The sequence below is a fragment of the Pedobacter kyonggii genome (genome assembly GCF_004310665.1).
GTDB classification, from domain to species: domain Bacteria; phylum Bacteroidota; class Bacteroidia; order Sphingobacteriales; family Sphingobacteriaceae; genus Pedobacter; species Pedobacter kyonggii.
In genome coordinates, this window is sequence record NZ_SIXF01000028.1 from 14,956 (window position 1) to 41,094 (window position 26,139).

The window sequence follows — 26,139 nt, forward strand, 5'->3', positions numbered from 1 at the left end:
GCTCCAACTAGATTCTTATCGAATTTTTGTCACGTTGTCCAAAGGACTCCCAAGGAGAGCTTGTCGAAAAGCTTTTAGGCATCTAACAGGTCCGTCGACAGGCTTAGGATGACAATTCTATATTTATGACACCGCCCCTCTTCACCACTTTAAATTTTTAATTAAATTTGCAGCCATAAACACCACAATATGCCTGCAATATCATTTTTCACAGAATCAGTTAGCTATAATCTTCCTCAGAAACTTAAAGTAAAGAAGTGGATTAAAGCTACGATTGAAAAAGAAGGTTTCAAATTGCAGGAACTTAATTTCATTTTCTGTAGCGACGAATACCTGTTGGGCATCAATCAACAATATTTAAACCACGATACCTACACCGATATCATCACTTTCGATAACTCAGAAGAAGAAAAACGGATTGTAAGCGATATTTTCATCAGCATTGAGCGTGTTAAAGAAAATGCCAAAACCTTCAAAACTCTGGAATTTGATGAGGTTTGCCGCATTATGATTCACGGCACCCTGCATTTATTAGGTTACAAAGACAAGGGAAAAGCGGCTAAAACCCTTATGACCGAGAAAGAAGATGAATACCTGGGTTATAGAGCGGAAGTTGGATTAATTTAGTCTACCCTTTTCTTGCCATGATGTCATTCTGAGCGCAGGGAAGAACCGGAGGCTCTGCGAAGCAAATCTCTTAATGATTATCACGGCACTTTCATTCTCTACCTTCTTGTTTGAGCTTACATTCCATCGTTCGCAGATTCTTCATTGCATTCAGAATGACAATAGAATCTCCGCAGTTTGCTAAGTGCAGGTAATAATACCCCTTCGCTATTATTTTAATGGCGTTCGTCTAACAGTTACGGGCGTTCGTCGACAATTAGTCTATACTGGTATAATACACCAATATTTCCTGCAACATTTCCAACCAGCGGTAGTCTTATATTCAAAAAACAACAATTACATAATGTGCTGGAATTTATACCCTGTGCATTATATCAAGATAAAGTTTAGTTTTAGTTAATGATTGAAGCAGCGGTGGAGCGAGTCCGACCGCTGTTTTCTTTTATAGAAACCATTTACTAATGACCGATATACTACTGAACAGATAGACCATGCATCAATATTCTGCCATTTTTAGCTGATACAGAAGCCCTTTACAATTTGATTATGCCGTTCCAAATATTTTATACTTACTTTTGCACTAATTTTCCTTTATAAATCCGAAATACAAAAAAATTGAGCACACTAATTGCGGCAGAAGGCTTAGGGCATGGTTATCATGACGAATGGCTATTTAAAAATTTAACCTTAGGTATTAACTCTGGTCAGCGCGTAGCGTTGGTTGGGATTAATGGTGCGGGTAAGAGTACACTTTTGAAATTATTGGCAGAAAGGTTCCCTCCGCTCGAAGGTAAAATTGTAAAGAATAAAGCTGTTAAAATCGGTTTTCTCGATCAGGAACCACAGTTTACGGAAGGTTTTTCTATTAGCGACCACATATTCTCCCTTGAGAATAAACAACAACAGTTAATTAAGGAATATGAAGAATTAATTGAAGACCCTAATCCAGACGAAAAAACACTTAACCGTTTATATGAAGAATTAAGTGAACACAATGCCTGGGAATATGAACATGAGATTAAAACCATTTTAAACAGAATGGGCATTACTCATCTTCAACAGAAAATTTCTACCCTATCTGGTGGACAAAAGAAGCGTTTAGCCCTCGCTAAGCTTTTAATTGAAGATCCGGAAATTTTGGTGCTTGATGAGCCAACCAACCATTTGGATATTGATACCATTGAATGGTTGGAAAAGTTATTAACCACCGGACAAAAAACAATTTTACTCGTTACCCACGACAGGTACTTTTTAGATAATGTTTGCAATACCATTGTAGAGCTAGATAGAGGAAAAATATTTAATTATAATGGAAATTATGCTTACTTCTTAGAAAAGAAAAGCGAAAGGGAGGCTTTAGACGCGACGGTTTTACATAAGAACCAACAGCTATTAAAGAAAGAATTAGAGTGGATGAGACGTATGCCACAAGCACGAGCGACGAAATCTAATGCAAGAATTAATGCCTTTTATGATTTAGAGGAAAAAACTAAGAAAAAGACTGATAATCAGAGTATTAACCTCCAAATGAAGATGTCTCGCCAAGGCGGGAAGATTATTGAGTTAGAACATGTTCAAAAAGCATTTGATGGCCGTCCGATCATCAATGATTTTAGTTACACCTTTAAAAAAGGAGACAGAATTGGCTTAGCAGGAAAAAATGGTACTGGTAAATCTACTTTGCTAAATATCATTACGAGTCAATTAAAGCCAGATGCTGGTAAAGTTGACACTGGAGAGACAACCGTTTTTGGTTATTACAAACAAGGTGGTTTAACTTTCGATCCAAAGGAAAGGGTAATTGATATTGTAAAATCGGATGCTGAATATATTAAGATGGCTGACGGTTCAGTAATTACTGCCTCTGCCCTATTGACCTTATTTCTCTTCCCACCAAAGAAGCAACATGGCATGGTTGAGAAATTAAGCGGAGGTGAAAAGAAGCGTTTGAACCTAATGAAAGTGCTGATGCAAAATCCGAACTTTTTAATTTTGGATGAGCCAACGAACGATCTTGACATTGACACATTGAACGTTCTTGAAGAATTTTTAGAAAACTTTCCTGGCATATTAATGTTAGTTTCCCACGATAGGTACCTGCTTGACAAAATGAGCGATCAACTATTTATCATGGAGGGCGAAGGTGTGGTTAAAATTTATAACGGTAATTATTCTGAATACCGTTTAAGTTTAGAACAACCAAAAGTAAAAACAGAAAGCAAGAAAATCCCTGCCACATCTGTAGAACAAACACCTGTTAAAGCTGTAAAAAAATTAAGCTTCAAGGAGCAAAAAGAATTAGAAGATAGTGAAAAAGGGATTACAGAAACAGAAAGCAAAATAGCTTCGCTTAACGAAAGCTTGGTTAAAATTGATGCGACCGACTACGTAAAAATTCAAGAGGTTTCCAATGAGATAGAATCACTTCAGGCCAAGCTTGACGGATTAACCATGCGTTGGCTCGAACTTTCAGAATAAACGAAATGCAATTCAAAGATATTTTCGCGTGATGTTTCACGTGGAACATCACATAATTGCTGCACTAAAATTATTTTTGCACGACGTAAATACTAAAAACAAAACCAGTTGTTTCACGTGGAACAATTAAAAAAATATAAAATAAAATGTTTTCAAAATACGATTTGATTGTTGTTGGTGCTGGTCACGCAGGCTGTGAAGCTGCTGCTGCTGCTGCCAATTTAGGATCATCTGTTTTATTAATAACAATGAACATGGGCACCATTGCCCAGATGAGTTGTAACCCTGCCATGGGTGGTGTAGCTAAAGGACAGATCGTTCGGGAGGTTGATGCTATGGGCGGTTATTCAGGTATTATTTCTGATAAATCGACTATCCAGTTTAGAATGCTCAATAAATCAAAAGGCCCTGCTATGTGGAGCCCAAGAGCTCAGATTGATAGAATGCGTTTTGCAGAAGAATGGCGTTTAGCATTGGAAAGAACGTCTAATCTTGATATATGGCAAGACAATGTGATTGGCCTGTTGGTAAAAGATAATACAGTATATGGTGTTAAAACTTCTTTAGGTATCGAGATAGAAAGTACAGCAGTAGTACTGACCAATGGAACCTTTCTAAATGGCATAATGCACATTGGAGAAAAGAAATTTGGAGGAGGTAGAACAGGAGAAAGAGCATCAACAGGAATTACAGAACAACTGGTAGATCTAGGCATGGAAGCAGGCCGAATGAAAACTGGTACCCCTCCACGCGTGGATGGTAGAACTTTGGATTACACCAAAATGGAAGAACAGTGGGGAGATGAAAACCCTGGTAAATTTTCATACACAGATACCGAAGTTTCAACCGATCAACGCTGCTGCTGGATCACCTATACCAACGGAGATGTTCATAAAACTTTAAAGGAAGGCTTTGAAAAATCGCCAATGTTTACTGGAAGAATTAAAGGCTTAGGCCCGAGATACTGCCCATCCATTGAAGATAAAATTAACCGTTTTGCAGAGCGGGATAGACATCAGATTTTTGTTGAACCTGAAGGATGGAATACTTGCGAAATTTATGTAAACGGGTTTTCAACTTCACTTCCAGAAGATGTACAATTTAAAGCTTTAAGATTAATACCAGGTTTTGAGCAGGCAAAAATGTTCAGACCGGGTTATGCAATCGAATATGATTTCTTCCCACCTACGCAATTATCTTTAACGTTAGAAACTAAACTGATCAGCAATTTATTTTTAGCCGGACAGATAAATGGAACTACAGGATATGAAGAAGCAGCTTGTCAGGGTTTCATGGCTGGTATAAATGCACATCAAAAAATCACAGATAAACATGAACTGATCATAAAAAGATCTGACAGTTATATAGGTGTTTTAATTGATGACCTGGTAACAAAAGGAACGGAAGAACCTTATCGCATGTTTACATCAAGAGCCGAACACCGTTTGTTATTGAGACAAGATAATGCCGATATCCGCCTATCTCCTATCGGGCATGAGCTGGGTTTAATTTCTGATGAGCGTTTAGAAAAGGTAAATCAGAAAATTGCAAACGCTGACGCTTTGGTTAAGTTCACCAGAAACCAGGGTATTGAAATGAGCGATGCAAATCCAATGCTCGAAAGTTTAGGATCGAGCGTTTTAAATCAAAATGTAAAAATACACAGTTTGGTTGGCAGACCTCATGTTGGTTTACCTGATCTGATTAAAGTTAGTAAAGCGCTTGCAGAAGCAACCAAAGATTTAGACAATGAAACTATTGAGCAAGCCGAAATCAAAATTAAATATGAAAGTTATTTTGAAAAGGAAAATGAAATTGTAGCGAAGATGTTGAAGATGGAAGACAAAGAAATTAAACCAGACTTCGATTACAATAAAATTGTTTCCATATCAAAAGAGGCCCGCGAAAAATTATTTAAGATTAAACCGCGTACTTTAGGTCAGGCATCACGGATTTCAGGCGTTTCACCATCAGATATATCAGTTTTAATGGTCTATATTAATAAGTAATTGATAATCAATACTTTAACTACTTTAAAACAGACTTAAAATAAAGCGATATAAGCTAAAAAAAAGATTTTTTAATGTTACGGTTCCAAAAAGTATAAAAATTCTTCAGAACGTTTAAAATATGCCAAATTTAAAAGCTCAGTATTTTAACCTTAAAAATTTAGCGGTTGTTATAACCTTGCTCCTATTTTTTGGTTGTGCAAGTATTCAAACGCCACAAGGTGGGCCAAAAGATACCAAGCCACCAAAAGTGCTAAGCATGACTCCAAAAAATCAAACGAGGAATTTTAATGCTAAAAAAATAGTGATTGAGTTTGATGAATATTTTAATCTTAAAGATGAGTTTAAAGAATTTTCTATTTCACCCGATCAGGAAAAAATTCCGGAGCTAAAAAAGCGTCAAAAAAGATTAGAAATTAATCTTAAGGATTCCTTAGAAAAAAATACGACCTACACCTTAAACTTTGGAAAATCTGTAGCCGATGTTAACGAAGGAAATGTAGTTAAAAATTTATCCTATGTTTTTTCTACCGGCCCAGAAATAGATTCGTTATCATTAAGCGGCAAAGTAATCAATTCGCTAACTGACGAACCTGAAAAGGAAGTTACCGTATTTATTCTACCTTTAGAAAGAGACACCATTTTTGGAAAAAAACGTCCATCAATATATACCACTACTGATAGTGCAGGAACCTACAAATTGAATAACCTTAGAAAAGGTACTTATAAAGTGTATGCGGTTAAAGAAAGTAGCGGAGGAGGCGATAAAATATACCAGCAAATTTCGGATGAAGTTGGATTTGTAAAAGACCCTATTGTAATAGATAAAAATATAGAGAACATAGATCTGCAGATATTTAAAGAATTGGCACCAGAATTCCGAGTATTAGACCGAAAACTAAATAATGACGGCAGTATATCAATCATCTTTAACCAACAGCTTAAAAGCCCTAAAATAACCATTACAGATCCACCAGCTGTTGACGTAGGTAAGTTTGTTCATTTTTCTAAAAATAACGATACTGCGAAAATATGGTTGAAGGATTTGAGTTTCGATTCGGTTAAAGTTGCCATACAAGATCAAGGTAAAGTTTTACAGACCTTAAACTTTACCAGGGGTAAAAAAGATACCTATACACGCGAGCTTGTTATTTCTGATAACTTATTGGGTGGTAAGTTAAACCCTTTCCAACAGCTAACACTAACCTTTCCTTTTCCAATGGCTGCTGCAGATCCATCTAAAATCACCCTTTTAGAAGACTCAGTAAAACGGACAACTTTTGAAGTAGTAAAAGACAGTGTAGATTTCCTTAAATATTATATAAAATACCCTTGGAAAAATAAAAGAACTTATGATTTGAAGCTAGCTGCAGGTGCTTTTACTGCCATATTTAACGCTAAAAACAAAGATGTAACCAAACGTTTTTCACTTGAAAGTTCGGACGCTTATACTACCCTGGTATTAAATGTAACTGTTCCAGATACTTCGAAAAGATATGTTGTTCAATTTCTAAGTGAAAAAAAGGATATCATAAAATCTTTTCCAGTCAGTAAAAACTCGAAAGTTACTTTTTCTAAATATCCGGCGGGCAAATATATGCTCAGGGTAATTTACGATGATAATAAAAATGGAATCTGGGATACAGGAAATGTTAAAGAAGGATATCAACCCGAAAAAGTTTGGTATTTAAAGGCTTTAATGGATTTAAAACCTAACTGGGAACGTGAAGATCCATTGGTGATACCGGCACCACCAAGTAAATAAAAAAGTCGTCATTCTGAACTTATTTCAGGGTCTTAATAGCAACAAAGATGCTGACCACGTAGTAGCTACGAGACGATTGAAAATACTACTTCTACTTGTAAAACAAGTTCAGCATGACGGATACTAAGTGGTAAACCAACCGGAATACATGATATAATTATCAGGCAACTTATTTAATAAAGCCCTTTGCTCATCAGTAATGGGCTTTATTTTTTTTGCAGGCGTGCCGGCATATAAATAACCCGTTTCACAAATGGTATTTTCCAATACTACAGATCCAGCTGCAATAATACAATACTCTTCTATAACAGCATGATCCATTACAATGGCACCCATACCGATTAAAACATTATCCTGAACAGTACAGCCATGCACTATGGCGTTGTGCCCTACAGATACCCGGTTACCTATGTGTGTAGAAGCTTTTAAGTAGGTTGCATGAATTATCGCGCCATCTTGTATGTTTGATTCATTTCCGATCGTAATGGCATTTACATCGCCTCTGATTACGGCATTAAACCATACTGAACATTTATCGCCTATCACCACATCGCCAACTATAGTGGCATTCTCTGCAATAAAATTGTCTTTTCCAATTTCAGGGTATTTATCTTTTACCGGTAGTATTAAAGGCATAACTCTATTTTGCGTCACCCTGAATTTATTTCAGGGTCTTTTTAAGTATTGTATATATGATATATAGATGCCGAACTAAATTCAGCATGACGATTCCACATTAAAACACAGTATCTACCAATTCCTTCGCATGCTCAGGATAATCAGTAGTATAATGTAATCCCCGGCTCTCTTTCCGTTGCATGGCAGATTTGATCACCAGATAAGCGGTTTGAATTACATTACGCAATTCGCAAAGTTTAACTGAAACCTTATTCTTTTTATAAAATTCTTCTGTTTCCTGATAAATTAAAAATAAACGGCGATGTGCTCTTTCCAAACGGAAATCAGAACGGACAATGCCCACATAATCACCCATAACCTTTTGTAGCTCCCTAAGGTTATGCGTTACCAATACATCCTCATTACTTTGTGTAACGCCCTTCGAATCCCATTCAGGAATGTGATCTGGAATAACATTATTCTTGAAGTTCTCGATAGCATCCTGGTAAATACGGTGTGCAAAAACCGTAGCTTCTAATAGCGAATTGGAAGCCAAACGGTTAGCCCCATGCAAACCTGTTGAAGAGCATTCGCCGCAGGCATATAAATTTTTAATTGAAGAGCGGCCATATTCATCAACCAGAATACCACCACACATATAATGAGAGGCAGGGGTAACAGGAATATAATCTTTGGTCATATCTATTCCAATTGACAAACACTTGGCATATATATTAGGAAAGTGCTTCAGAATGTCTGCCTTTTTGCGCATGGTAATATCAAGGTAAACAAAGTCGTCGCCTGATTTCTTCATTTCATTATCTACCGCACGGGCTACAATATCACGTGGTGCTAAAGATTTACGCTCATCATATTCATGCATAAATTCCTCACCATTCTTCCGTCTTAAAACACCACCAAAACCCCTAACAGCTTCTGATATTAGAAACGATGGATACTCTCCAGGATGATATAAAGCAGTTGGATGGAACTGAATAAACTCCATATTCCTTACTTTTCCTTTTGCACGGTAAACCATTGCCATACCATCGCCCGTTGCAATAACCGGATTTGTTGTGGCCGAATACACATGTCCAGCGCCACCCGAAGCCATCACAGTCACATTTGCCACAATCTTTTCCACATCGTTAAGCTCTGTGTTAAAGGCATATACACCATAACAGTTGATATCTTCGGTACGTTTATCCACAAACTCACCCAGGTGATGCTGGGTAATTAACTCCAGCGCAAAGTAATGTGTTAATATCTCTATGTTGTTATTCTCATGAATTTCATTCAGCAATACCCGCTCAATCTCGTATCCGGTGATGTCTTTGTAGTGCAAAACACGATGTTCAGAGTGTCCTCCCTCCTTGGCTAAATCATAGAAACCGGAGTTATCCTTATCGAAGTTTATACCATAATCAATGATCTCCTGAATACGCTGAGGCCCCTCTTTTACAACTATTTCCACAATTTTTTCATCACATAATCCATCGCCGGCAATCAAAGTATCATCGATATGTTTCTCAAAAGAATCACCTTTATCTACCACAACCGCAACACCGCCCTGAGCGTATTTTGTATTCGATTCGTCTTCGTTCGACTTAGTAACAATTAAAACCTTACCAAACTTTGCTGCCTTAAGTGCAAAACTCAAACCCGCTATACCTGAACCAATTACCAGAAAATCTACTTTCCTCATTAATAAAAACATTTACTTTATCCACGATGTTAACAACTAGTTGATAAATGTTAACTCTGTGTCTAAATTATCCTAACAAATAAATTTGAATGTTTAAAGCTACTCTAAAAAGACAATTTGCCACAATCTTTTAAGTAATTTTTGAGCACCTTTGTACAAGTAATTAACTTTTTACCCACTTATAAACAATTAACATTCGGGTATTGATAAAAATTGAGAGACTTTTCGATAGTGCTGAAAATCAAACTCATGATATTAGAGAAATGTAATCTAAATGTTAGTAAACGATTAACAACTTATATAAAAGAACTTTTTTTCGAAACTTGCCAACAATACTAACACACTAATAAACAAACAAGATTTATTTATTTAAAAATACTTATTAATTATTGAGACGTTGAAAGCTTTATCTTTGGCCAACGTCAAAATTCAAAAAAGGAAAATTTTAAAATGAACATAGATGTCTTAGAAGAAATCAATAAAAAAGGTTTCGCAGAAGAGGAAATTGATCCTACCCTCGATCTTTTTGCGGAGATTGAGAAATTAAAAAAGGAAAAGAATGCCATTATTCTTGCACACTACTATCAAGAACCTGACATTCAGGATATTGCAGATTATATTGGTGACAGTTTAGGCTTATCGCAGGAAGCTGCAAAAACAGATGCTGATGTGATTGTGTTTGCCGGCGTACATTTTATGGCCGAAACAGCAAAGATTTTATCGCCTAATAAAACTGTTTTATTACCAGATGTAAAAGCAGGTTGCTCATTAGCAGATAGTTGTCCGCCCCATCTGTTTAGAAAATTTAAAGAAAAATATCCGGATCACCTGGTCATCACTTATGTAAACTGCACAGCCGAATTAAAAGCTTTAAGTGACATTGTTTGTACAAGTACGAATGCCGTTCAAATTGTAGAGAGTTTACCTAAAGACCAAAAAATAATCTTTGGCCCAGATAGAAATTTAGGTGCTTATGTAGCAAAGAAAACCGGGCGCGATTTGGTATTGTGGAATGGTGCCTGTATGGTACATGAAATTTTTTCGCAGGAGAAAATTACAAAGCTGAAAGAACGCCATCCGAACGCTAAATTTATTGCGCATCCGGAATGTGAAGAAGTGGTTTTGAAAATGGCCGATTATATCGGTTCAACAACAGGACTTTTAAAATATACCATTACCAATCCGGCTACCGAATTTATTGTAGCTACTGAAAGTGGGATTATCCACCAGATGGAAAAGGCAAATCCAACAAAAACATTTATTCCGGCACCGCCAAACAATAGTTGTGCTTGTAACGATTGCCCATACATGAAAAGAAATACTTTAGAAAAACTATATTTATGTATTAAAAATGGTTTGCCTGAAGTAACTGTACCTGAGCATATTATTGAGCTTGCCCGTAAACCTATACAGCGCATGCTTGATATTTCAGCTGAATTGGGCTTGTAAAAATTTACAAACCTTACAGGTTTCAAAAACCTGTAAGGTTTATTGAAATAATTTATGGAAAAAAACAACATCCTTAAAAATTACTCAGGCTTATTATGGCTTTTGGCAGGAATAACTGTTGGAAGTATTGTGGGTTTAATTTTTGGGAAAAGTGTTGAAAGTATAAAACCATTAGGTGATGTATTTTTAAACCTGTTGTTTACCGCCGTTATTCCATTGGTATTTTTTGCGGTTTCATCGGCAATTGCAAATATAGATAGAACAAAAAAGTTAGGGAGATTATTAACCATTATGGTTTTGGTCTTTCTTTCTACCATACTCATTTCTGCGGTTTTAACTTTGGTTGCTACATGGATTTTTCCTATCCATCAACAATTAGGAAATACGCCTTTACCTACTGAACCTGAAAAAATACAGTCATTTGGCGAACAAATGACACAACTTTTAACAGTAGGAGAATTTTTCGAGATTGGTAGTCGTAAAAATATGCTGGCACTGATAATTTTTTCGGTATTAGTTGGTTTTTCTACATTATATTCTGGTAAAGAAGGCGATGGATTTAAGAACTTCTTGGTATCGGGTAATGAAGTGATGAAAAAACTCATCATTTTGATCATGAAACTTGGCCCAATCGGCTTGGGCGCTTATTTCGCTTATCAGGTTGGGGTTTTTGGTCCACAGCTTTTTGGAACCTATGCAAAAGCTTTAGGTTTGTATTACGGTGTAGGAGCATTTTATTTTATCGTCTTTTTCACCTTATATGCTTTTGTTGCAGGTGGATTTAAAGCAATAAAAGTATTTTGGAAAAATAATATAGTGCCGTCTTTAACTTCAATCGGAACCTGTAGCAGCATTGCCACTATTCCGGCAAATTTAGATGGTTCGCGAAAAATGGGCGTACCCGATTACATTACAAATGTGACGATTCCATTGGGTTCAACGCTGCATAAAGATGGTTCGAGTATTAGTTCTATTGTTAAAATTGCTGTTGTTTTTGCCATTTTTGGTAAAGATTTAGTACATGTTGATACCATTATTTTAGCTTTAGGCATTACTATTTTAGTGAGTATAGTAGAAGGAGGAATACCAAATGGAGGTTATATTGGCGAACTATTAATGATCTCTGCTTACCAATTACCACCAGAGGCGCTACCACCAGCTATGATTATTGGAACTTTGGTTGATCCAATGGCTACTTTGTTAAATGCTACCGGCGACAATGTTGCGGCAATGTTAATTGCCAGGTTTACAGAGGGTAAAAATTGGATGGAAAGTAAGGATTTGTCATCCTGACGCAGGAAGGATCTGCAAGCTATGAAATACCAGCTGGTGTAGTTAAAGATTCTTCGCTATGCTCAGAATGACAGTTGATTTTAAAAAATAAAATCGGGGGCTTCGCCCCTAACTATTGCATATGTTTGAAAATAAAGAGCGTACAGATATTAATGAATTAGGCGAATTTGGGTTGATTAAACACCTAACCACTAATTTTAAAATTAAAAACGATTATTCGGTAAAAGGTGTTGGTGATGATGCTGCTGTTTTAGATTCCAAAGGAAAACAGACCTTAATTTCGACGGATTTATTGTTGGAAGGAATCCATTTTGATTTGGCTTATGTGCCTTTAATGCACTTAGGTTACAAAGCTGTTCAGGTAAATTTGAGTGATATTTATGCCATGAATGGAAAAGCAAGTCAGATTACAGTTTCACTGGGTTTGTCGAGCAAATTTCCTTTAGAGGCTGTTGAAGAAATTTATAAGGGAGTTGAACTGGCTTGCAACAAATATAACATCGATTTAATTGGCGGAGATACTTCATCAAGCAAGCAAGGCCTGGTAATCAGTATTACCAGTATTGGTTATGCCGATGCCGATAAAGTGGTGTACAGAAGTGGTGCTCAAGAACATGATTTATTGTGTGTTTCTGGCGATTTGGGTGGTGCTTATTTAGGCCTGCAAATTTTAGAAAGAGAGAAATTAATCTACCTGGAAAACCCACAGATCCAACCAGATTTAGAAGGTAAAGATTATATCATCGAAAGACAATTGAAACCAGAAGCAAGGATGGATATTATTGCGCTTTTAGATGAAATGAATATCAAACCAACCTCGATGATTGATGTTTCTGATGGTTTAGCCTCCGAAATATTGCATTTGGCAGAACAATCAGATAAAGGAATGACCATTTACGAAGAGAAAATTCCTTTAGATCCAATGACTTATGAAACTGCCCGCGAATTAGGTTTAGACCCAACAGTTTGCGCTTTAAGTGGTGGCGAAGATTATGAGTTGTTGTTTACCATTAGTCAGGATGATTATAAAAAACTGAAACATGATGTAGATATTACTGTGATTGGACATGTTACCGATAAAAACTCGGGTTGTAAAATGGTTTCTAAATCAGAAAAAGTACATGAACTGAAGGCTCAAGGCTGGAATGCTTTTAATAAGTAAATGAAAATATTCACTTATGATTTGAAAAGACCAGCAATTTATTTAAGTGTTGGTCTTTTTATTTTTTCGTTGATTAGACTAGCTTTTGTTTTTGATGGTGGTAGAGGTCTGGAATCTGATCAATCATTTATCTATTTACTAATTGGTGGAATTGGATTATTTGGCGGTGGTACTTCGGAATTTTTAATTTGGCTAGCTAATCCATTTTGTTTCATAGTATTATTTTTATTTGCAAAAAATAAAAAAGTATCCATATTATTTATTCTGATTTCCAGTTTATTAGCTATTTCTTTTGCTCGTTGGAAAGAAATATTGATTTCTGAAAGTGGCTCTACAGCAAAAATTATATCATTTTCTTCAGGGTATTTCTTATGGGTTGCAGGCATCATTGTTTTGTTTCTTGCAATTATCTATCATTTAAGAAAAGATTCGTCCACTATAACGACTCAAATAGAGATTGCTTCGTCAGCTGAAAAAGCTTCGCTCGAAATGGCGATTTTTTGTTTAAGCAGTTATATTAGTCGCTAAGAGCCTTCAAATAACAGCTCTATTTACTGAATAAGCTTAAAATAAAAAATCTTTCTAGGTGCTTAAAAAAATCACTAAATTTGTAGGTTTTGGTTTCTAATTTCAGCTATTCTAAAATTATAGCATATTTGCTTTTTCTAATCTTCGTTAAGATCCAAATACTTAGTGTCAATCTGTTTGGTGGTTTTTGCTCCCAATTTTTTAATCTTTTCTGAAGTATTGGTTAAATTTCCCGAACCCACTGACAATTTATTAATGGCTTTATCGTAGGCATCCTGACCATTTTTGATGTGTTTGCCAATATTTTCCATATCCGAAATAAAGCCTACAAACTTATCGTACATACTGCCGCTTAAACGGGCAATTTCCATTACATTCCGATTTTGGCGCTCCTGTTTCCACATGCTGGCTATGGTACGCAAGGTGGCTAATAATGTTGATGGACTCACAATTACGACCCTTCTATCCCAGGCAAAATTGAAAAGTTCTGCATCTTTTTGAACCGCAATGCTAAAAGAAGATTCAATCGGTACAAACAACAACACAAAGTCGGGAGAGTTGATTTTATATAAATCCTGGTAATTTTTGGCAGATAGTTCCTGTATGTGGTTCTTAATTGAGGCTAAATGGGCTTTTATAAAGCCATCACGCTCTTCATCCGTCTCTGCAGATACCGAACGCTCATAAGCAACCAACGATACCTTAGCATCGACAACAAGATGTTTATTGTCTGGTAAGTCAATTACCACATCAGGCTGGTAGCGACCGCCCTCGGCGGATGTGTGCGAGGCTTGAATGCGGTATTCCTGATCGCGTTCTAAACCAGAGCGTTCTAAAACCTTTTCTAAAATCACTTCTCCCCAGTTTCCTTGCCTTTTACTGTCGCCTTTTAAAGCTTTGGTTAAATTATTGGCATCTTCCTGAATCTGCTTGCTTTGATCCATTAATAGTGAAATTACACCTTTCAGTGTATTCCTTTCATCCGATTCAGCTTTGTAAACTTTCTCTACTTTATCTTCAAATGCCTTAATGTTTTCTTTCAAAGGATTTAAAATAATATCCAGATTGGTGCGGTTCTGCTCAATAAATTTACTCGATTTTTCCTCCAGGATTTTATTGGCGATTAATTCAAAGTCTTTGTTTAATTTTTCTTGCGACTGCTCAAAACTTAGCTTCTGTTCGGCAAGTTTTTCTTTTTCTGCCAGATAAAAGGACCTGGTACTTTCCAGTTCGCGGTTGGCATCGGCAAGCCGGTCGCGCTCAGCCTGTAATTCATCAATCAAACGCTGCTGCTCTTGTTTAAGCAATACGGTAATATGTTCTTTTTCTATAGATAAATTAGAAGCACGTTCATCAGCCTTGGCTAAACTAATTTTTAACGATTCATTTTCACTTTTTATCCTTTCGAAATCTTCTACTGAAATAACAGAAAGCGCTGCCTGTGGTTTCTTTAATAATAAAAAGACCAGAACAATTAAAATAACGATTAGTAAAGCAATGCCAGTGATCTCCATAATGATAAAAATTTTAGCAAAAATGAAAATTTAAAATAGATATACCAAAAAATTTTAGTTATTTTGAACTAAAAATAACGGAAAAAAATTTCTATAATTGGGCATTAGTATTTTATAAATGAATGCATTAACAGTCCTCATATCCTGCCCCGATCAGGTTGGTTTAGTTACAAATATTACCCGCGTGCTGGCTGCACACCAATTGAATATTATCGCTATGCGGGAGTTTGTAGATGAAGCCAATAAATCGTTTTTTACCCGTATCGCCTGTACCGGAAGCCTTGAGGATGCTGAAAAATTAAAGGAAAAACTTTTAGAAAACCTGCCAAATGCTGCTGAAGTAAATTTAATTACACAACAGGAAAAACAGATTGCCGTTTTGGTAACAAAGGAATATCATTGTTTAGCTGAGATACTGATTAAAAACCAATTCAAAACCTTAGGGGCCAAGGTACAATGTGTAATAGGCAACTATGAAAGCCTGAGAGATTTTACAGAAAAACTGGGTATCCCATATTTTTATGTCGATCATGCTAACAAGGATAAAAGTGAATTTGAGACTGAAGTAAAAGAGATCATCAATCAGTTTGAGGTAGATTATTTAGTGCTGGCTAAATTTATGCGAATCCTTTCTGCCGATTTTGTAAAAGATTATGCAGGTAAAATCATTAATATCCATCATTCCTTTTTACCGGCTTTTATAGGTGCTAACCCCTATCGCCAGGCTTTTGAACGCGGTGTAAAAATTATTGGTGCTACTGCCCATTTTGTTACCGATAACCTGGATGAAGGCCCAATTATTACCCAGCATACAAATCATGTAGATCATAATTTTGGGGTAAAAGAAATGGTTCGTGCAGGCAAGGAAATAGAGAAAAAAGTACTGTTGGAGGCTTTAGAACTTATTTTTGAAGATCGGGTTTTTGTAAGTGGAAATAAGACGATTGTGTTTAAGTAGATAAGTGGTTAGCGTTTGGCGATTGATTGATATGGCTGTCATTTTGAGCAAAGCGCAACCCAACCGAGAAATCTATAGAAAAATGTCATCCTGATCCGATAGCTATTGGATGCATGAAGGATCTTTAACAATAGAAATATAAAAGTGAACTCAGCGCGCTTTGTCGTTTTTCTCTGTTCTTTGTGGTAAAAAAACTATAAGCTTTTCAGCAGCAGATTCGCGACATCTTCTCCTGTTTGCGCACCAATTGCAATGCCCATGCCATTACACCTGGTGGCGCAAAAAATATTTGGCTTAATCTCTTCTATAAGTGGTTCCAGAATTTTTCCAAAAGCCATAATACCGCTCCAGCGGTAATCGATTTCATAATTTACTTTAGGGAGGATTACATTTTTTAATAAATCTTCCAGTGCTAGCTTAACCGGCTCAGTTTGGCCAAATTCGGTGGTTTCTTCAGCTTTAAAATCGATATTTCTACCACCCCCTAATAAAACTCTATTATTTATATTTCTGAAATAATAATAACCTTTATCGTAGTGGAAGGTACCTTTTATTTTTAGTTCTTTAATGGGTTTGGTAATTAAAACCTGTCCACGGCCCGGGCTAACATCAATATCAGGCAATAAGTCTTTTACAAAAGCATTGGTAGTTACAATCAGCCGTTTACAGAAAAAGTTTCCGTTTTTGGTTAGCAATTGCGTGCCATCGTTTTCTTCCAGGACCTGATCTACAGTACAATTATTAAATATGCCAACGCCGAGTTTTTGTGCATATTGAATTAAAGCAAACATCATTTTACCACTATCAATCTGCGCTTCGTACTGGTTTTCGATTAAGGTGCTGATACCTTCAAGGTCAAATGTGCTAATTTTTTTATTGGCAAGGGCAAAAGCATTGGCACCAACAATATCGTTAATGACACGGTTATAATGTTCAATTTTGGATACACATGTGTCGGCCAGAAAAATGTCATCATTTTTAAATAATTCGTATCCGCCTAAACCTTGGTAATCAATGGTTTTATCGCTTAATAAATTGCGCAGTTTAAGCAGACCCTTCCAGCGCTTTTCTATTAGGAGTGCCAGGCCATCTAAGCCAGCACATTCTTCTTGCTCAATCAGTTCAGAAATGCTACCAAAGCATGCAAAACCCGCATTTTTGGTGCTGGCGCCTGTTGGTAAAAAGCCCCGTTCGAGTATGGCAATTTTTAAAGTTGGAGCAGCTTTTTTAAGTCGGATGGCAGCATTTAAACCCACAATTCCACTACCGATAATAATGATATCGTAAGTAAAAAACGACTCCTTCTCCCAATATGAAAACGCTGTTGGCATAGCATAAATGTACCATTTTTTAACAGTCAAATAATATGGGAACGCTTTTTGATATATGCTAAATGAAAAACATACAGAAGAAAATGGGAGTTTATTTAATATTAATCATCCCGGTATTATTGCTGAGCATGTTTGTACAATGGCGGTTTAGAAATAAGTTTTCTAAGTATGCCGAAATGCAACTTAGCTCAGGTTTATCGGGCAAAGAGGTAGCAGAAAGAATGCTACATGATAATGGGATATACGACGTGAAGGTGATGAGTACCGAAGGACAACTAACAGATCATTACAATCCATCAGATAAAACCGTTAATTTAAGTACAGATGTATATTATAGCCGAAGCGTAGCTGCCGCGGCTGTAGCGGCCCACGAATGTGGTCATGCGGTGCAACAGGCGAAATCATATAACTGGCTTAATTTAAGAAGCAGTATGGTTCCGGTGGTAAGTATTTCATCTAATCTTTTACAGTGGGTACTATTAATTGGTGTATTGTTAATAGGCTTTACCGGAAATCCAATTGTTTTGGCAATTGGTGTAGTAGGTTTAGCACTGGTAACCATATTTAGTATCATTACCCTACCAGTCGAATTTGATGCCAGTAACCGTGCATTGGCCTGGCTAAAAAATAATAATGGTGTAATGCAAACACAAGAAGAAAATGCGCAGGCTAAAGATGCACTTTGGTGGGCAGCCATGACTTATGTGGTAGCAGCTGTTGGTGCATTAGCCAACTTATTGTATTACGCATCGATGCTTTTTGGAAGAAGCAGGGATTAAAGAGATATCGAATTATGAAAAGCACAGAGCGGCCGGGTTAATCCTGGCCGTTTTTGGTTTGTGGGAGGTTTTGAAAATAGAGTAGGTATTTATTCTTTTTTTGGAAAGCAGGTTTTGTGATGCTTGGTTGAGCTCCGGTCCTGCTCCCGCTTCTGCCGATGAAGGATCGGCATCTCGCTCAGATCAGGTTTAGGCGGGTAGATTAGTTGTACTATGTGGGGTTGCTGGGTGCAGAAAAAGGGTTTTATTTGCACGATGCAGTAACCTTTAATAATTGCAGTATCTCTGTGGTTTTAAACCTGATTGACGAGGAAAGCCCATAGCGAGGACTTGGAACAAAAAGCAGGACCAACATTAAAATAAATACTGCCATTGCTTTTCTGAAGAATCTACAAAAGAGATTGGCTGCCGTTTACACCCTTGTTGAGAGACCTATAGACTTAATTTGATTGAGAGATTTCTCCATTTCGCTTCACTTCATCCGATGGTTATCGGATCGAAACGACGATTTTTCAAAGGATTAATTCAGTTTATAAGGAGCAACCAATTGAAATTCTGGAATATCAACCTCGAATTCAGACCCATCAATGTCGCGTTTCATTAAGTACGCGCCTTTCATGCTACCCATGTCGGTTTTTAGATTACAGCCTGAAACATATATATGTGTTTCGCCCGGCTGGATAATGGGCTGTAAACCCACAACGCCCTCTCCTTCTACCTCTCTTCGGCTACTGTTAGAATCGAAAATAAACCACTGACGGCGCATTAATTGAACAGCATAATCAGAAAGATTAGAAATTTCTACACGATAAGCGAACATATAATGCTCGTTGGCCGGATTTGAATATTCTGGCTGGTAAACCGTTTCAACTGAAACTTTAACCCCGTCTGTAATAGCTGTAACCATGATGATTTACGAATGTATAAAAAAACCTTTCAAAAATCAAGCCAGTACTTTAGTGGCATCGTAGTCGGCAAATTTTTCTGCCACTTCTTCTAAAATACTGTAAATGTTGTTGATATCTGGCTCGGCCACCAAACGCATACGGTAAGGTTTAAAATCTGGCAGGCCTTTAAAATAGTTTGCATAATGGCGGCGCATCTCGAAAATTCCGGTTCTAGGCCCTTTCCATTCAAGCGATTTATCTAAATGTGTACGGCAAACTTCAATACGTTCTTCAATAGTTGGTCCGGCGAGGTGTTCGCCTGTTTTAAAAAAGTGCTTTACCTCGCGAAAAATCCATGGGTAACCGATCGCAGCGCGACCGATCATAATGCCATCTATCTCATATTCCATGCTCCAGTTGGCCGCTTTTTCAGGACTGTCTACATCGCCATTGCCAAAAATCGGTATTTTGATGCGTGGATTGCGTTTAATCTCGCGGATAAGCGACCAGTCGGCCTCGCCTTTATATAACTGCGCTCTTGTTCTGCCGTGAATGGTAAGTGCCTGAATGCCTACATCCTGAAGCCGTTCGGCCACTTCGTAAACATTTTTAGTATTATCATCCCAACCAAGGCGGGTTTTAACGGTAACCGGTAAATGTGAAGCTTTAACTACGGCTTCGGTCATTTTTACCATTTTATCAATATCCTGTAACAGGCTGGAGCCTGCGCCTTTACACACTACGTTTTTAACCGGACAACCATAATTGATGTCAACAAGATCAGGTCCTGCTGCAGAAGCAATTTCTGAGGCTTCACGCATGTGATCGATATCGCCACCAAAAATCTGGATGCCAATTGGCCTTTCGTATTCGAAAATATCGAGCTTTTGTCTGCTTTTTGCAGCATCACGAATCAAACCCTCCGAAGAAATAAATTCGGTATACATCATATCAGCCCCGTTTTTTTTGCATACATAACGGAACGGCGGATCGCTTACATCCTCCATTGGAGCCAGTAATAAAGGGAACTCACCTAAATCTATATTTCCTATCTTAACAGACATTTTCTATCTTCAACGATTAATAAAACATACAAAGGTACAAATAATGAATTTTGTAACACCTAACAGGGAGGAAATCAATCCTTTCTTACAATTACTTTTACTTTTATTTTACGCAGTACTTGGTGCAATAGTATTTATTATATTGTCTTTAGTAATAATTGCTGTTTTTTATGGGGTAAATACTGCAGAAGAAGTCATGGGAGGGCAGATCACAGATGCAAACATAAGTGCCTTTAAGATTTTTCAAGCTCTTGGAACCTCTATAGGAATGATGGCTGTGCCGGCTATTGTCCTAGCATTAACAGAACATAAAAAGGTAAGCGATTTTTATGGTTTTAAAAATACTAGGTCTGTATTAATCATTCTTGTTATAATCATCATGCTTGTAAGTATGCCTTTCATGGAATGGGCAATGCTCTGGAACCAAAAAATGGTGTTACCTGATTTTCTGAAAGATATAGAGAAGTGGATGAAGGAAAAAGAAAATGCAAGAATGGCGATTACTCTTAAACTGGTTACGGTTCGTAGTAATCTTGATTTTATAGCAAATCTGATTATTATTGCAGTTTTACCTGCAGTTGGCGAAGAATTAATGTTCCGTGGCGGCGTGCAACGATCGTTAAACAGGGCTTTTGATAATCCACACCTGGCAATTTGGTTATCAGCCATAATTTTCAGCGCCATTCATGTGCAGTTCTATGGTTTTGTACCACGCATGTTGTTGGGTGCAGGTTTTGGTTACCTGTATTATTACAGCGGAAGCATCTGGTATGCCATGCTGGCGCACTTTATAAACAATGCTTATTCGGTTTGCGCCGCTTTTTATATGCAAAAACACCATATGCCACTTGATAAAGCTGACGAACCGATCGGTTTTCCATGGTATGGCTATTTAATTAGTGCAATAATTACCATAGCTTTGTTCAAAATTTTTAAAGATAGCGCAACACGTGAGCGAAAATTGGGTTAAAGTATATACTACCAGCGATGCCTTTGCGGCCGAGGTATTAAAACAGGGACTAACAGAAGCTGGGATTCCGGCGGTAACGATAAATAAACAGCTCTCGGCATATAATATTGGCGAAATAAATGTTTTGGTGAATAAGGTAGATTTCGATAAAGCCATAGAATACATCGTTGAAAACGAAATTGAATAACATGTTAAACCTTATCCATTTTACATCTCCCATCTTACATTTTTAACATGAAAACCAGGGCAATAACCGCTTTCTTTTTTACCATCGTAATGCTTGGCTCTATCCTACTAGGGAGCTACACTTTTACCATATTTTATCTTGTTTTAAGTGTTTTGGCTTTGTTCGAATTTTACAAGCTGATTAAAAACTCGGGAATAAGACCACACCGTAATATCGGTTTGGCAGCTGGCTCATTAGTGTTTTTAATGGCCGCTGGCTTGCACTACCTTAAATACGATGTGAAGTATTTGCTGCTTTGTATCCCGTTAATTTTTTCGGTTTTTATTACGGAGTTATACAAAAAGAATAAAATTCCATTCGCCAATATCTCATACACTTTTGTTGGCTTTGTTTATGTAACCATTCCTTTCTGTTTTTTTCATGCCCTGGGCTTTCTGAAAAACTGGAATGAGTATAACTTTCATCTTCCGTTGGCTTTTTTACTGATGCTTTGGGCAAACGATACTGGTGCCTACCTTTTTGGTGTAAAATATGGTAAACGTAAATTATTTGAGCGCCACTCGCCAAAGAAAAGCTGGGAAGGTTTTTTCGGAGGTATGTTTACCAGTGTTTTGATCGCTTTTGGCTTATCATTTCTGTTTACCGAAAGTCCAGCGTGGGTTTGGATCGGTATGGCTGTATTGATTGCTAGTTTTGGTACACTAGGCGATTTAGTAGAATCGATGCTTAAACGTAGTTTGGATACAAAAGATAGTGGTGGTTTATTACCAGGCCATGGGGGCTTGTTAGATCGTTTTGATGGCTTGTTGCTTTCTGCTCCTGTGGTTTACGCCTATCTGTATTTGATTTTGTATTAATCGTTTAACCACTAAGACACGAAGGCACAAAAAGGTTTCGTTCTTGTCTGCGTTTGCAAACGAGGATTATGATGTTGTTTCTTAAGCAGTAGCCGTCACAACGTAATATTCTCTTTCTATCTGTTCGCCGGTTTTACTTTGTACCTGCTCTAATTTTTTGAGTGTATTTTTAATGGCAAACCCCGCTTTTTCTAATAGTTCTTTTACGGTTTCTACATTGTAAAGTGTAAAACCATAAGGAGTAAAAGGGAGATTTTTCATAAAGTTTTCATCAGCAAAACATATAACCAAAGTGCCGTCAGGTTTTAGTGTTCGCTTAATTTCGTTGAGGTATTTGCTTGGATTGGACCAAAAGTATATCGTATTAACTGTAAAAATTTTATCAAACCGATCATCATCAAAGGGCAATGTAATGCCGTCTGTTAGCTGAAAGTGAACCTTTCCTTTTGTTATGAAATCCTGATTGATCTTTTCGGCCTCGGCAATAATGGTTGCAGAAATATCAGCACCGAAATAATGGAGGTTTTTGGCTTTTGACAAGAGTTGAGCAATATGTGCGCCGTTTCCATGGCCGATTTCTAAGACAGTTTCATCGCTTTGAAGATCTAATGCCTCAATAGCAGAAGTCGTCATTCCGATATTATTGGCATGCATTATTTCGCCTGTTTTAATGCCATGTTCCCCTTCAGGACAACCTAGTTGCCGGGCAATATTTTTTAAGTCTTCCTCAGAAAGTTGCTGTTCCATAATCAAATTTAAAAATTTAGGCATTATGATTTTTACATCTTTTTGGCTAAGGCTTATAAGATTATTTAATCACCTGAACCGGCTTTTTATTTTCATCGATCGCCACAAAAGTAAAATCGCCATGTACGGCTAATTCTCTTCCTTCGGCATACATTTGCTCGATATAAATTTCAACATTAACTTTTAAACTGGTATTACCCACATGGTTTACCTTGCCGATGAGCTCTACGATAGTGCCCGCGGGTATTGGTTTTTTAAAATCTATCCTGTCGCTGCTAACGGTAACCATAATCTGACGGCTAAATCGGGTTGCAGTAATAAAAGCAACCTCGTCCATTAAGTGCATGGCTGTTCCTCCGAAAAGGGTATCGTAATGGTTTGTTGTATTTGGGAAAACGGCTTTAAAAATGCTGGTTTTAGAATTTTCTATTCTTTCTTCTAAGGTCATGGGTTAAATATAGGTGCTGTAAAAAACTTTGACAACTTTCTAGTTATTTTTAGTAGAAAATTGCCAAAGTAAAAGGTTTGCGTATGAGAAACGGATACTGAAAACGCAAAAATAAATGTGCTTTCAGTATTTCTGGCAATGCAATTAAGTGGTGAAATAACTAAAAAGATGTCATCCTGAGTTTGTTGAAGGACAGTCTTTTTAATTATTTCACGATAAGGGTCTTCGACAAGCTCAGACTGACAACAATCGAATTCTTAACTTAATAGTATTGGTTTCTCCATGGCAAACATAGAATTAATTCACCTGAAGATCTGCCGTTAGTACCTCGTCTGCTTTACGCATTTCTTTCGCAGCCTCAACCATTTCTATTAAGGCCTTTTTGGTTTCGTCCCATCCACGGGTTTTTAAACCACAATCAGGGTTTACCCAGAGTTGTTCGGAGGGAATAACAGCCTTTGCTTTTTTGAGCAACTGAACCATTTCTTCCCTCTTTGGAACCCTTGGAGAGTGAATATCGTATACACCTGGACCAATTTCGTTTGGATATTTAAAATCGGCAAACGCGTCTAATAACTCCATCTGCGAGCGTGATGTTTCAATAGTAATCACATCAGCATCCATATCGGCAATGTTTTGGATGATATCGTTAAATTCTGAGTAACACATGTGCGTGTGGATCTGCGTATTATCTTTCACCCCGCTTGCCGAAATTCTAAAGGCTTTAACCGCCCAGTTCAGGTAAGTTTGCCAATCAGCTTTGCGTAATGGTAAACCTTCTCTAATGGCTGGCTCATCAATCTGAATGATTTTTATCCCTGCATTTTCCAGATCGCAAACCTCATCTCGGATGGCCAGTGCAATTTGAGTGCAGGTTTCGGATCTTGGTTGATCGTTACGTACAAACGACCACTGCAATATAGTTACCGGACCAGTTAGCATACCTTTCATATATTTTGAGGTAAGCGACTGGGCATAGGCGGTCCACTTTACGGTCATGGGTTTCGGGCGCGAAACATCGCCAAAAATAATAGGTGGTTTTACGCAGCGTGAGCCATAACTCTGTACCCAACCATTTTTAGAGAAAGCAAAACCATCAAGCTGCTCGCCGAAGTATTCAACCATATCGTTACGTTCAAATTCTCCATGAACCAACACGTCAAGATCAATTTCTTCCTGCCAGTTTACGGCTTTTGCGGTTTCTCTTGCAATGAGATCATCATATGCTTCAACTGTAAAAGTTCCGTTTTTAAGCTTTGCTCTCCAGCTTCTTACCTCTGCCGTTTGTGGAAACGATCCGATGGTTGTAGTGGCGTAACTTGGCAGATTGAGTTCCTGTTGTTTAATTTTTCTGCTCGAAAATGGACTTAAACGTTCCGCATCCTGCTCTTTTAATCCTAAAACACGTTGTTTAACTTCAGGATTGTGGATGATTTTAGAAACTTTTCGGTTAGCAATCGCGATCTTATTTTCCTCAAGTTTTTGCATGGTAGATGCAGGGCTTTCGTTGGTGATCAGTTTTTTTAAGGTAGCTACCTCTGCAATTTTTTGTTTCGCATAGGCCAGCCACTGTTTAATTTCTGCTGAAAGGTTTTGCTCGTTGGTTTCATTGTCTAAATCAACCGGTGAGTGGATTAAAGAACAAGACGGTGCAATCCACACTTTATCCTGGCCTCTTTTTTCTACCACTTGATTAATGATTGAAACAGATTTCTCGAAATCATTTTTCCAGATGTTTCTTCCGTCCACCAAACCTAATGAAAGGATTGTTTCCTCTTTCAGCGAAGCCAAAACATCAGTTAATTGACCTTCAGCGCGTACCAGGTCGATATGTAAAACATTTACCGGGAGTGAAGTAGTTAGTGCTAGATTATTTCCCAACCCCTCAAAATAAGTAGCCAAAACAATTTTTAATCTAGGAAAAGCTTTTCTGATCTCTTTATAGGCGTATTCGTAAGCTTTCTTGTCTTTTTCGGTAAGATCTAAAGTCAAAAAAGGTTCATCAAACTGAACGTATTCTACATCCAAAGCATCTAAGCGAGATAATATCTCGATATAAACCGGAAGGAGATTTTTGATCAAATCGATTTTTTCAAAGCCAGTTTCCTTTTCTTTTCCCAATAATAGGTAAGAAACAGGACCGATTAAAACGGGTTTGGTGGTAATACCCAATTGTTTTGCCTCGTAAAACTCATCTATAATTTTGGTAGAGAAAAGTTTAAAAGGCTGGTCTTTGTAAAACTCAGGAACAATGTAATGGTAATTGGTATCGAACCATTTGGTCATTTCCATTGCTACTACATCCAATCCCTCTTTCTGATAACCTCTTGCCATAGCAAAATAGAGATCAAGCTCAGAGTTTCCTTTTTTCAGGATCACTTCATTGTACCTTTTCGGGATGGCCCCAAAAGTTAAAGAATGATCGAGCACATGATCATAAAAAGAAAAGTCGTTCGAAGGAATGATATCAATTCCAGCTTCTTTTTGAAGGTTCCAGTTTTCGTGGCGAATGTTTTTTCCCACCTGAAGTACATTTTTGTACCCCGTTTTATCTGCCCAGTAATTTTCGCAGATTTTCTTTAATTCCCTTTGGCTACCTATTCGCGGATAGCCCAGATTTTGCGTTAGCATCTCTTTTAAAGATTAAGTAAATAAATCGTTTAAAAGCCCTTAAAGCAATATTTTATAATGTTTTTTGTTAGAAATAAAAGGGAAAGGTAGCGCACAAACAGCCTACTCTTCAGCAAAAAGCTTAAAGCAAGC

22 protein-coding genes are annotated in these 26,139 nt (G+C 37.3%); 13 read left to right on the forward strand and 9 right to left on the reverse strand.

The window, feature by feature from the left end; all coding sequences use genetic code 11:
* The first annotated feature begins 189 nt into the window (after positions 1-189).
* The 4 genes from ybeY (at position 190) to EYS08_RS20430 (ending at position 6,879) form a co-directional block, all read left to right on the forward strand.
* The gene (gene ybeY, locus EYS08_RS20415) at positions 190-627 is read left to right on the forward strand and encodes an rRNA maturation RNase YbeY (protein WP_131031853.1); all 438 of its coding nucleotides are present in this window, start codon (positions 190-192) and stop codon (positions 625-627) included.
* Positions 628-1,242: 615 nt separating this feature from the next.
* Positions 1,243-3,105 carry an ABC-F family ATP-binding cassette domain-containing protein gene (locus tag EYS08_RS20420; protein ID WP_131031854.1) on the forward strand — a complete coding sequence of 621 codons (1,863 nt, stop codon included), beginning with the start codon at positions 1,243-1,245 and terminating at the stop codon, positions 3,103-3,105.
* A 146-nt stretch (positions 3,106-3,251) separates the two neighbouring features.
* Complete coding sequence (mnmG, locus tag EYS08_RS20425) at positions 3,252-5,114, forward strand: tRNA uridine-5-carboxymethylaminomethyl(34) synthesis enzyme MnmG (protein WP_131031855.1); 1,863 nt, start codon at positions 3,252-3,254, stop codon at positions 5,112-5,114.
* Between the two features lie 121 nt (positions 5,115-5,235).
* Complete coding sequence (locus EYS08_RS20430) at positions 5,236-6,879, forward strand: Ig-like domain-containing protein (RefSeq protein WP_131031856.1); 1,644 nt, start codon at positions 5,236-5,238, stop codon at positions 6,877-6,879.
* Positions 6,880-7,002: 123 nt separating this feature from the next.
* Here EYS08_RS20430 and EYS08_RS20435 read toward each other — a convergent pair whose 3' ends face one another.
* Together EYS08_RS20435 and nadB are read right to left on the reverse strand one after the other, a co-directional pair.
* Positions 7,003-7,515, reverse strand: a complete 513-nt coding sequence (locus EYS08_RS20435; RefSeq protein WP_131031857.1) for a gamma carbonic anhydrase family protein — start codon at positions 7,513-7,515, stop codon at positions 7,003-7,005.
* 100 nt (positions 7,516-7,615) lie between these two features.
* A complete protein-coding gene (gene nadB, locus EYS08_RS20440; RefSeq protein WP_131031858.1) occupies positions 7,616-9,202 on the reverse strand; it encodes an L-aspartate oxidase in 1,587 nt (528 codons plus the stop codon).
* A gap of 450 nt (positions 9,203-9,652) precedes the next feature.
* Between nadB and nadA the strand changes: the two genes are divergently transcribed.
* From nadA to EYS08_RS20460, 4 genes are all read left to right on the forward strand, one after another.
* On the forward strand, positions 9,653-10,651 hold the full coding sequence (gene nadA, locus EYS08_RS20445; protein WP_025141668.1) for a quinolinate synthase NadA: 999 nt from the start codon (positions 9,653-9,655) through the stop codon (positions 10,649-10,651).
* Between the two features lie 54 nt (positions 10,652-10,705).
* Positions 10,706-11,944, forward strand: coding sequence for a dicarboxylate/amino acid:cation symporter (locus EYS08_RS20450; protein ID WP_131031859.1), 1,239 nt, complete (start codon positions 10,706-10,708; stop codon positions 11,942-11,944).
* Between the two features lie 121 nt (positions 11,945-12,065).
* The gene (thiL, locus tag EYS08_RS20455; RefSeq protein WP_131031860.1) at positions 12,066-13,106 is read left to right on the forward strand and encodes a thiamine-phosphate kinase; all 1,041 of its coding nucleotides are present in this window, start codon (positions 12,066-12,068) and stop codon (positions 13,104-13,106) included.
* The gene (locus EYS08_RS20460; protein ID WP_131031861.1) at positions 13,107-13,634 is read left to right on the forward strand and encodes a hypothetical protein; all 528 of its coding nucleotides are present in this window, start codon (positions 13,107-13,109) and stop codon (positions 13,632-13,634) included.
* Between the two features lie 137 nt (positions 13,635-13,771).
* Here EYS08_RS20460 and EYS08_RS20465 read toward each other — a convergent pair whose 3' ends face one another.
* A complete protein-coding gene (locus EYS08_RS20465; RefSeq protein WP_131031862.1) occupies positions 13,772-15,148 on the reverse strand; it encodes a DNA recombination protein RmuC in 1,377 nt (458 codons plus the stop codon).
* A 118-nt stretch (positions 15,149-15,266) separates the two neighbouring features.
* Between EYS08_RS20465 and purU the strand changes: the two genes are divergently transcribed.
* Positions 15,267-16,106: a formyltetrahydrofolate deformylase gene (gene purU, locus EYS08_RS20470; RefSeq protein WP_131031863.1), complete on the forward strand. Its 840-nt coding sequence runs from the start codon at positions 15,267-15,269 to the stop codon at positions 16,104-16,106.
* A 194-nt stretch (positions 16,107-16,300) separates the two neighbouring features.
* Here the strand turns inward: purU and EYS08_RS20475 are convergent, their stop codons facing one another.
* On the reverse strand, positions 16,301-17,437 hold the full coding sequence (locus EYS08_RS20475; RefSeq protein ID WP_131031864.1) for an NAD(P)/FAD-dependent oxidoreductase: 1,137 nt from the start codon (positions 17,435-17,437) through the stop codon (positions 16,301-16,303).
* Between the two features lie 83 nt (positions 17,438-17,520).
* On the opposite strand from EYS08_RS20475, the gene EYS08_RS20480 reads away from it, so the two are divergent.
* On the forward strand, positions 17,521-18,216 hold the full coding sequence (locus EYS08_RS20480) for a zinc metallopeptidase (protein WP_029274930.1): 696 nt from the start codon (positions 17,521-17,523) through the stop codon (positions 18,214-18,216).
* Positions 18,217-18,736: 520 nt separating this feature from the next.
* On the opposite strand, the gene apaG is transcribed toward EYS08_RS20480, so the two are convergent.
* A complete protein-coding gene (apaG, locus tag EYS08_RS20485; protein WP_131031865.1) occupies positions 18,737-19,123 on the reverse strand; it encodes a Co2+/Mg2+ efflux protein ApaG in 387 nt (128 codons plus the stop codon).
* A 36-nt stretch (positions 19,124-19,159) separates the two neighbouring features.
* On the reverse strand, positions 19,160-20,167 hold the full coding sequence (gene dusB, locus EYS08_RS20490) for a tRNA dihydrouridine synthase DusB (RefSeq protein WP_131031866.1): 1,008 nt from the start codon (positions 20,165-20,167) through the stop codon (positions 19,160-19,162).
* Positions 20,168-20,210: 43 nt separating this feature from the next.
* Between dusB and EYS08_RS20495 the strand changes: the two genes are divergently transcribed.
* Genes EYS08_RS20495 through EYS08_RS20505 form a run of 3 tightly spaced genes read left to right on the forward strand, consistent with a single transcriptional unit; the run spans position 20,211 to position 22,181 of the window.
* The gene (locus EYS08_RS20495) at positions 20,211-21,137 is read left to right on the forward strand and encodes a CPBP family intramembrane glutamic endopeptidase (RefSeq protein WP_131031867.1); all 927 of its coding nucleotides are present in this window, start codon (positions 20,211-20,213) and stop codon (positions 21,135-21,137) included.
* The gene (locus EYS08_RS20500; RefSeq protein WP_029274925.1) at positions 21,118-21,324 is read left to right on the forward strand and encodes a putative signal transducing protein; all 207 of its coding nucleotides are present in this window, start codon (positions 21,118-21,120) and stop codon (positions 21,322-21,324) included. Before EYS08_RS20495 ends, EYS08_RS20500 begins: the two co-directional genes overlap by 20 nt.
* Before the next feature lie 47 nt (positions 21,325-21,371).
* Entirely contained in the window at positions 21,372-22,181 is an 810-nt protein-coding gene (locus EYS08_RS20505; protein WP_131031868.1) for a phosphatidate cytidylyltransferase, read from the forward strand.
* Between the two features lie 81 nt (positions 22,182-22,262).
* Here the strand turns inward: EYS08_RS20505 and EYS08_RS20510 are convergent, their stop codons facing one another.
* The 3 genes from EYS08_RS20510 to metE all read right to left on the reverse strand — a co-directional run bounded on the left by EYS08_RS20510 (position 22,263) and on the right by metE (position 26,007).
* Complete coding sequence (locus EYS08_RS20510; RefSeq protein ID WP_165456531.1) at positions 22,263-22,928, reverse strand: class I SAM-dependent methyltransferase; 666 nt, start codon at positions 22,926-22,928, stop codon at positions 22,263-22,265.
* 61 nt (positions 22,929-22,989) lie between these two features.
* Positions 22,990-23,376 (reverse strand): acyl-CoA thioesterase, encoded by a 387-nt coding sequence (locus EYS08_RS20515; RefSeq protein WP_025141655.1) that lies wholly within the window; start codon positions 23,374-23,376, stop codon positions 22,990-22,992.
* Positions 23,377-23,673: 297 nt separating this feature from the next.
* Entirely contained in the window at positions 23,674-26,007 is a 2,334-nt protein-coding gene (metE, locus tag EYS08_RS20520) for a 5-methyltetrahydropteroyltriglutamate--homocysteine S-methyltransferase (protein ID WP_131031870.1), read from the reverse strand.
* Positions 26,008-26,139: the final 132 nt, after the last annotated feature.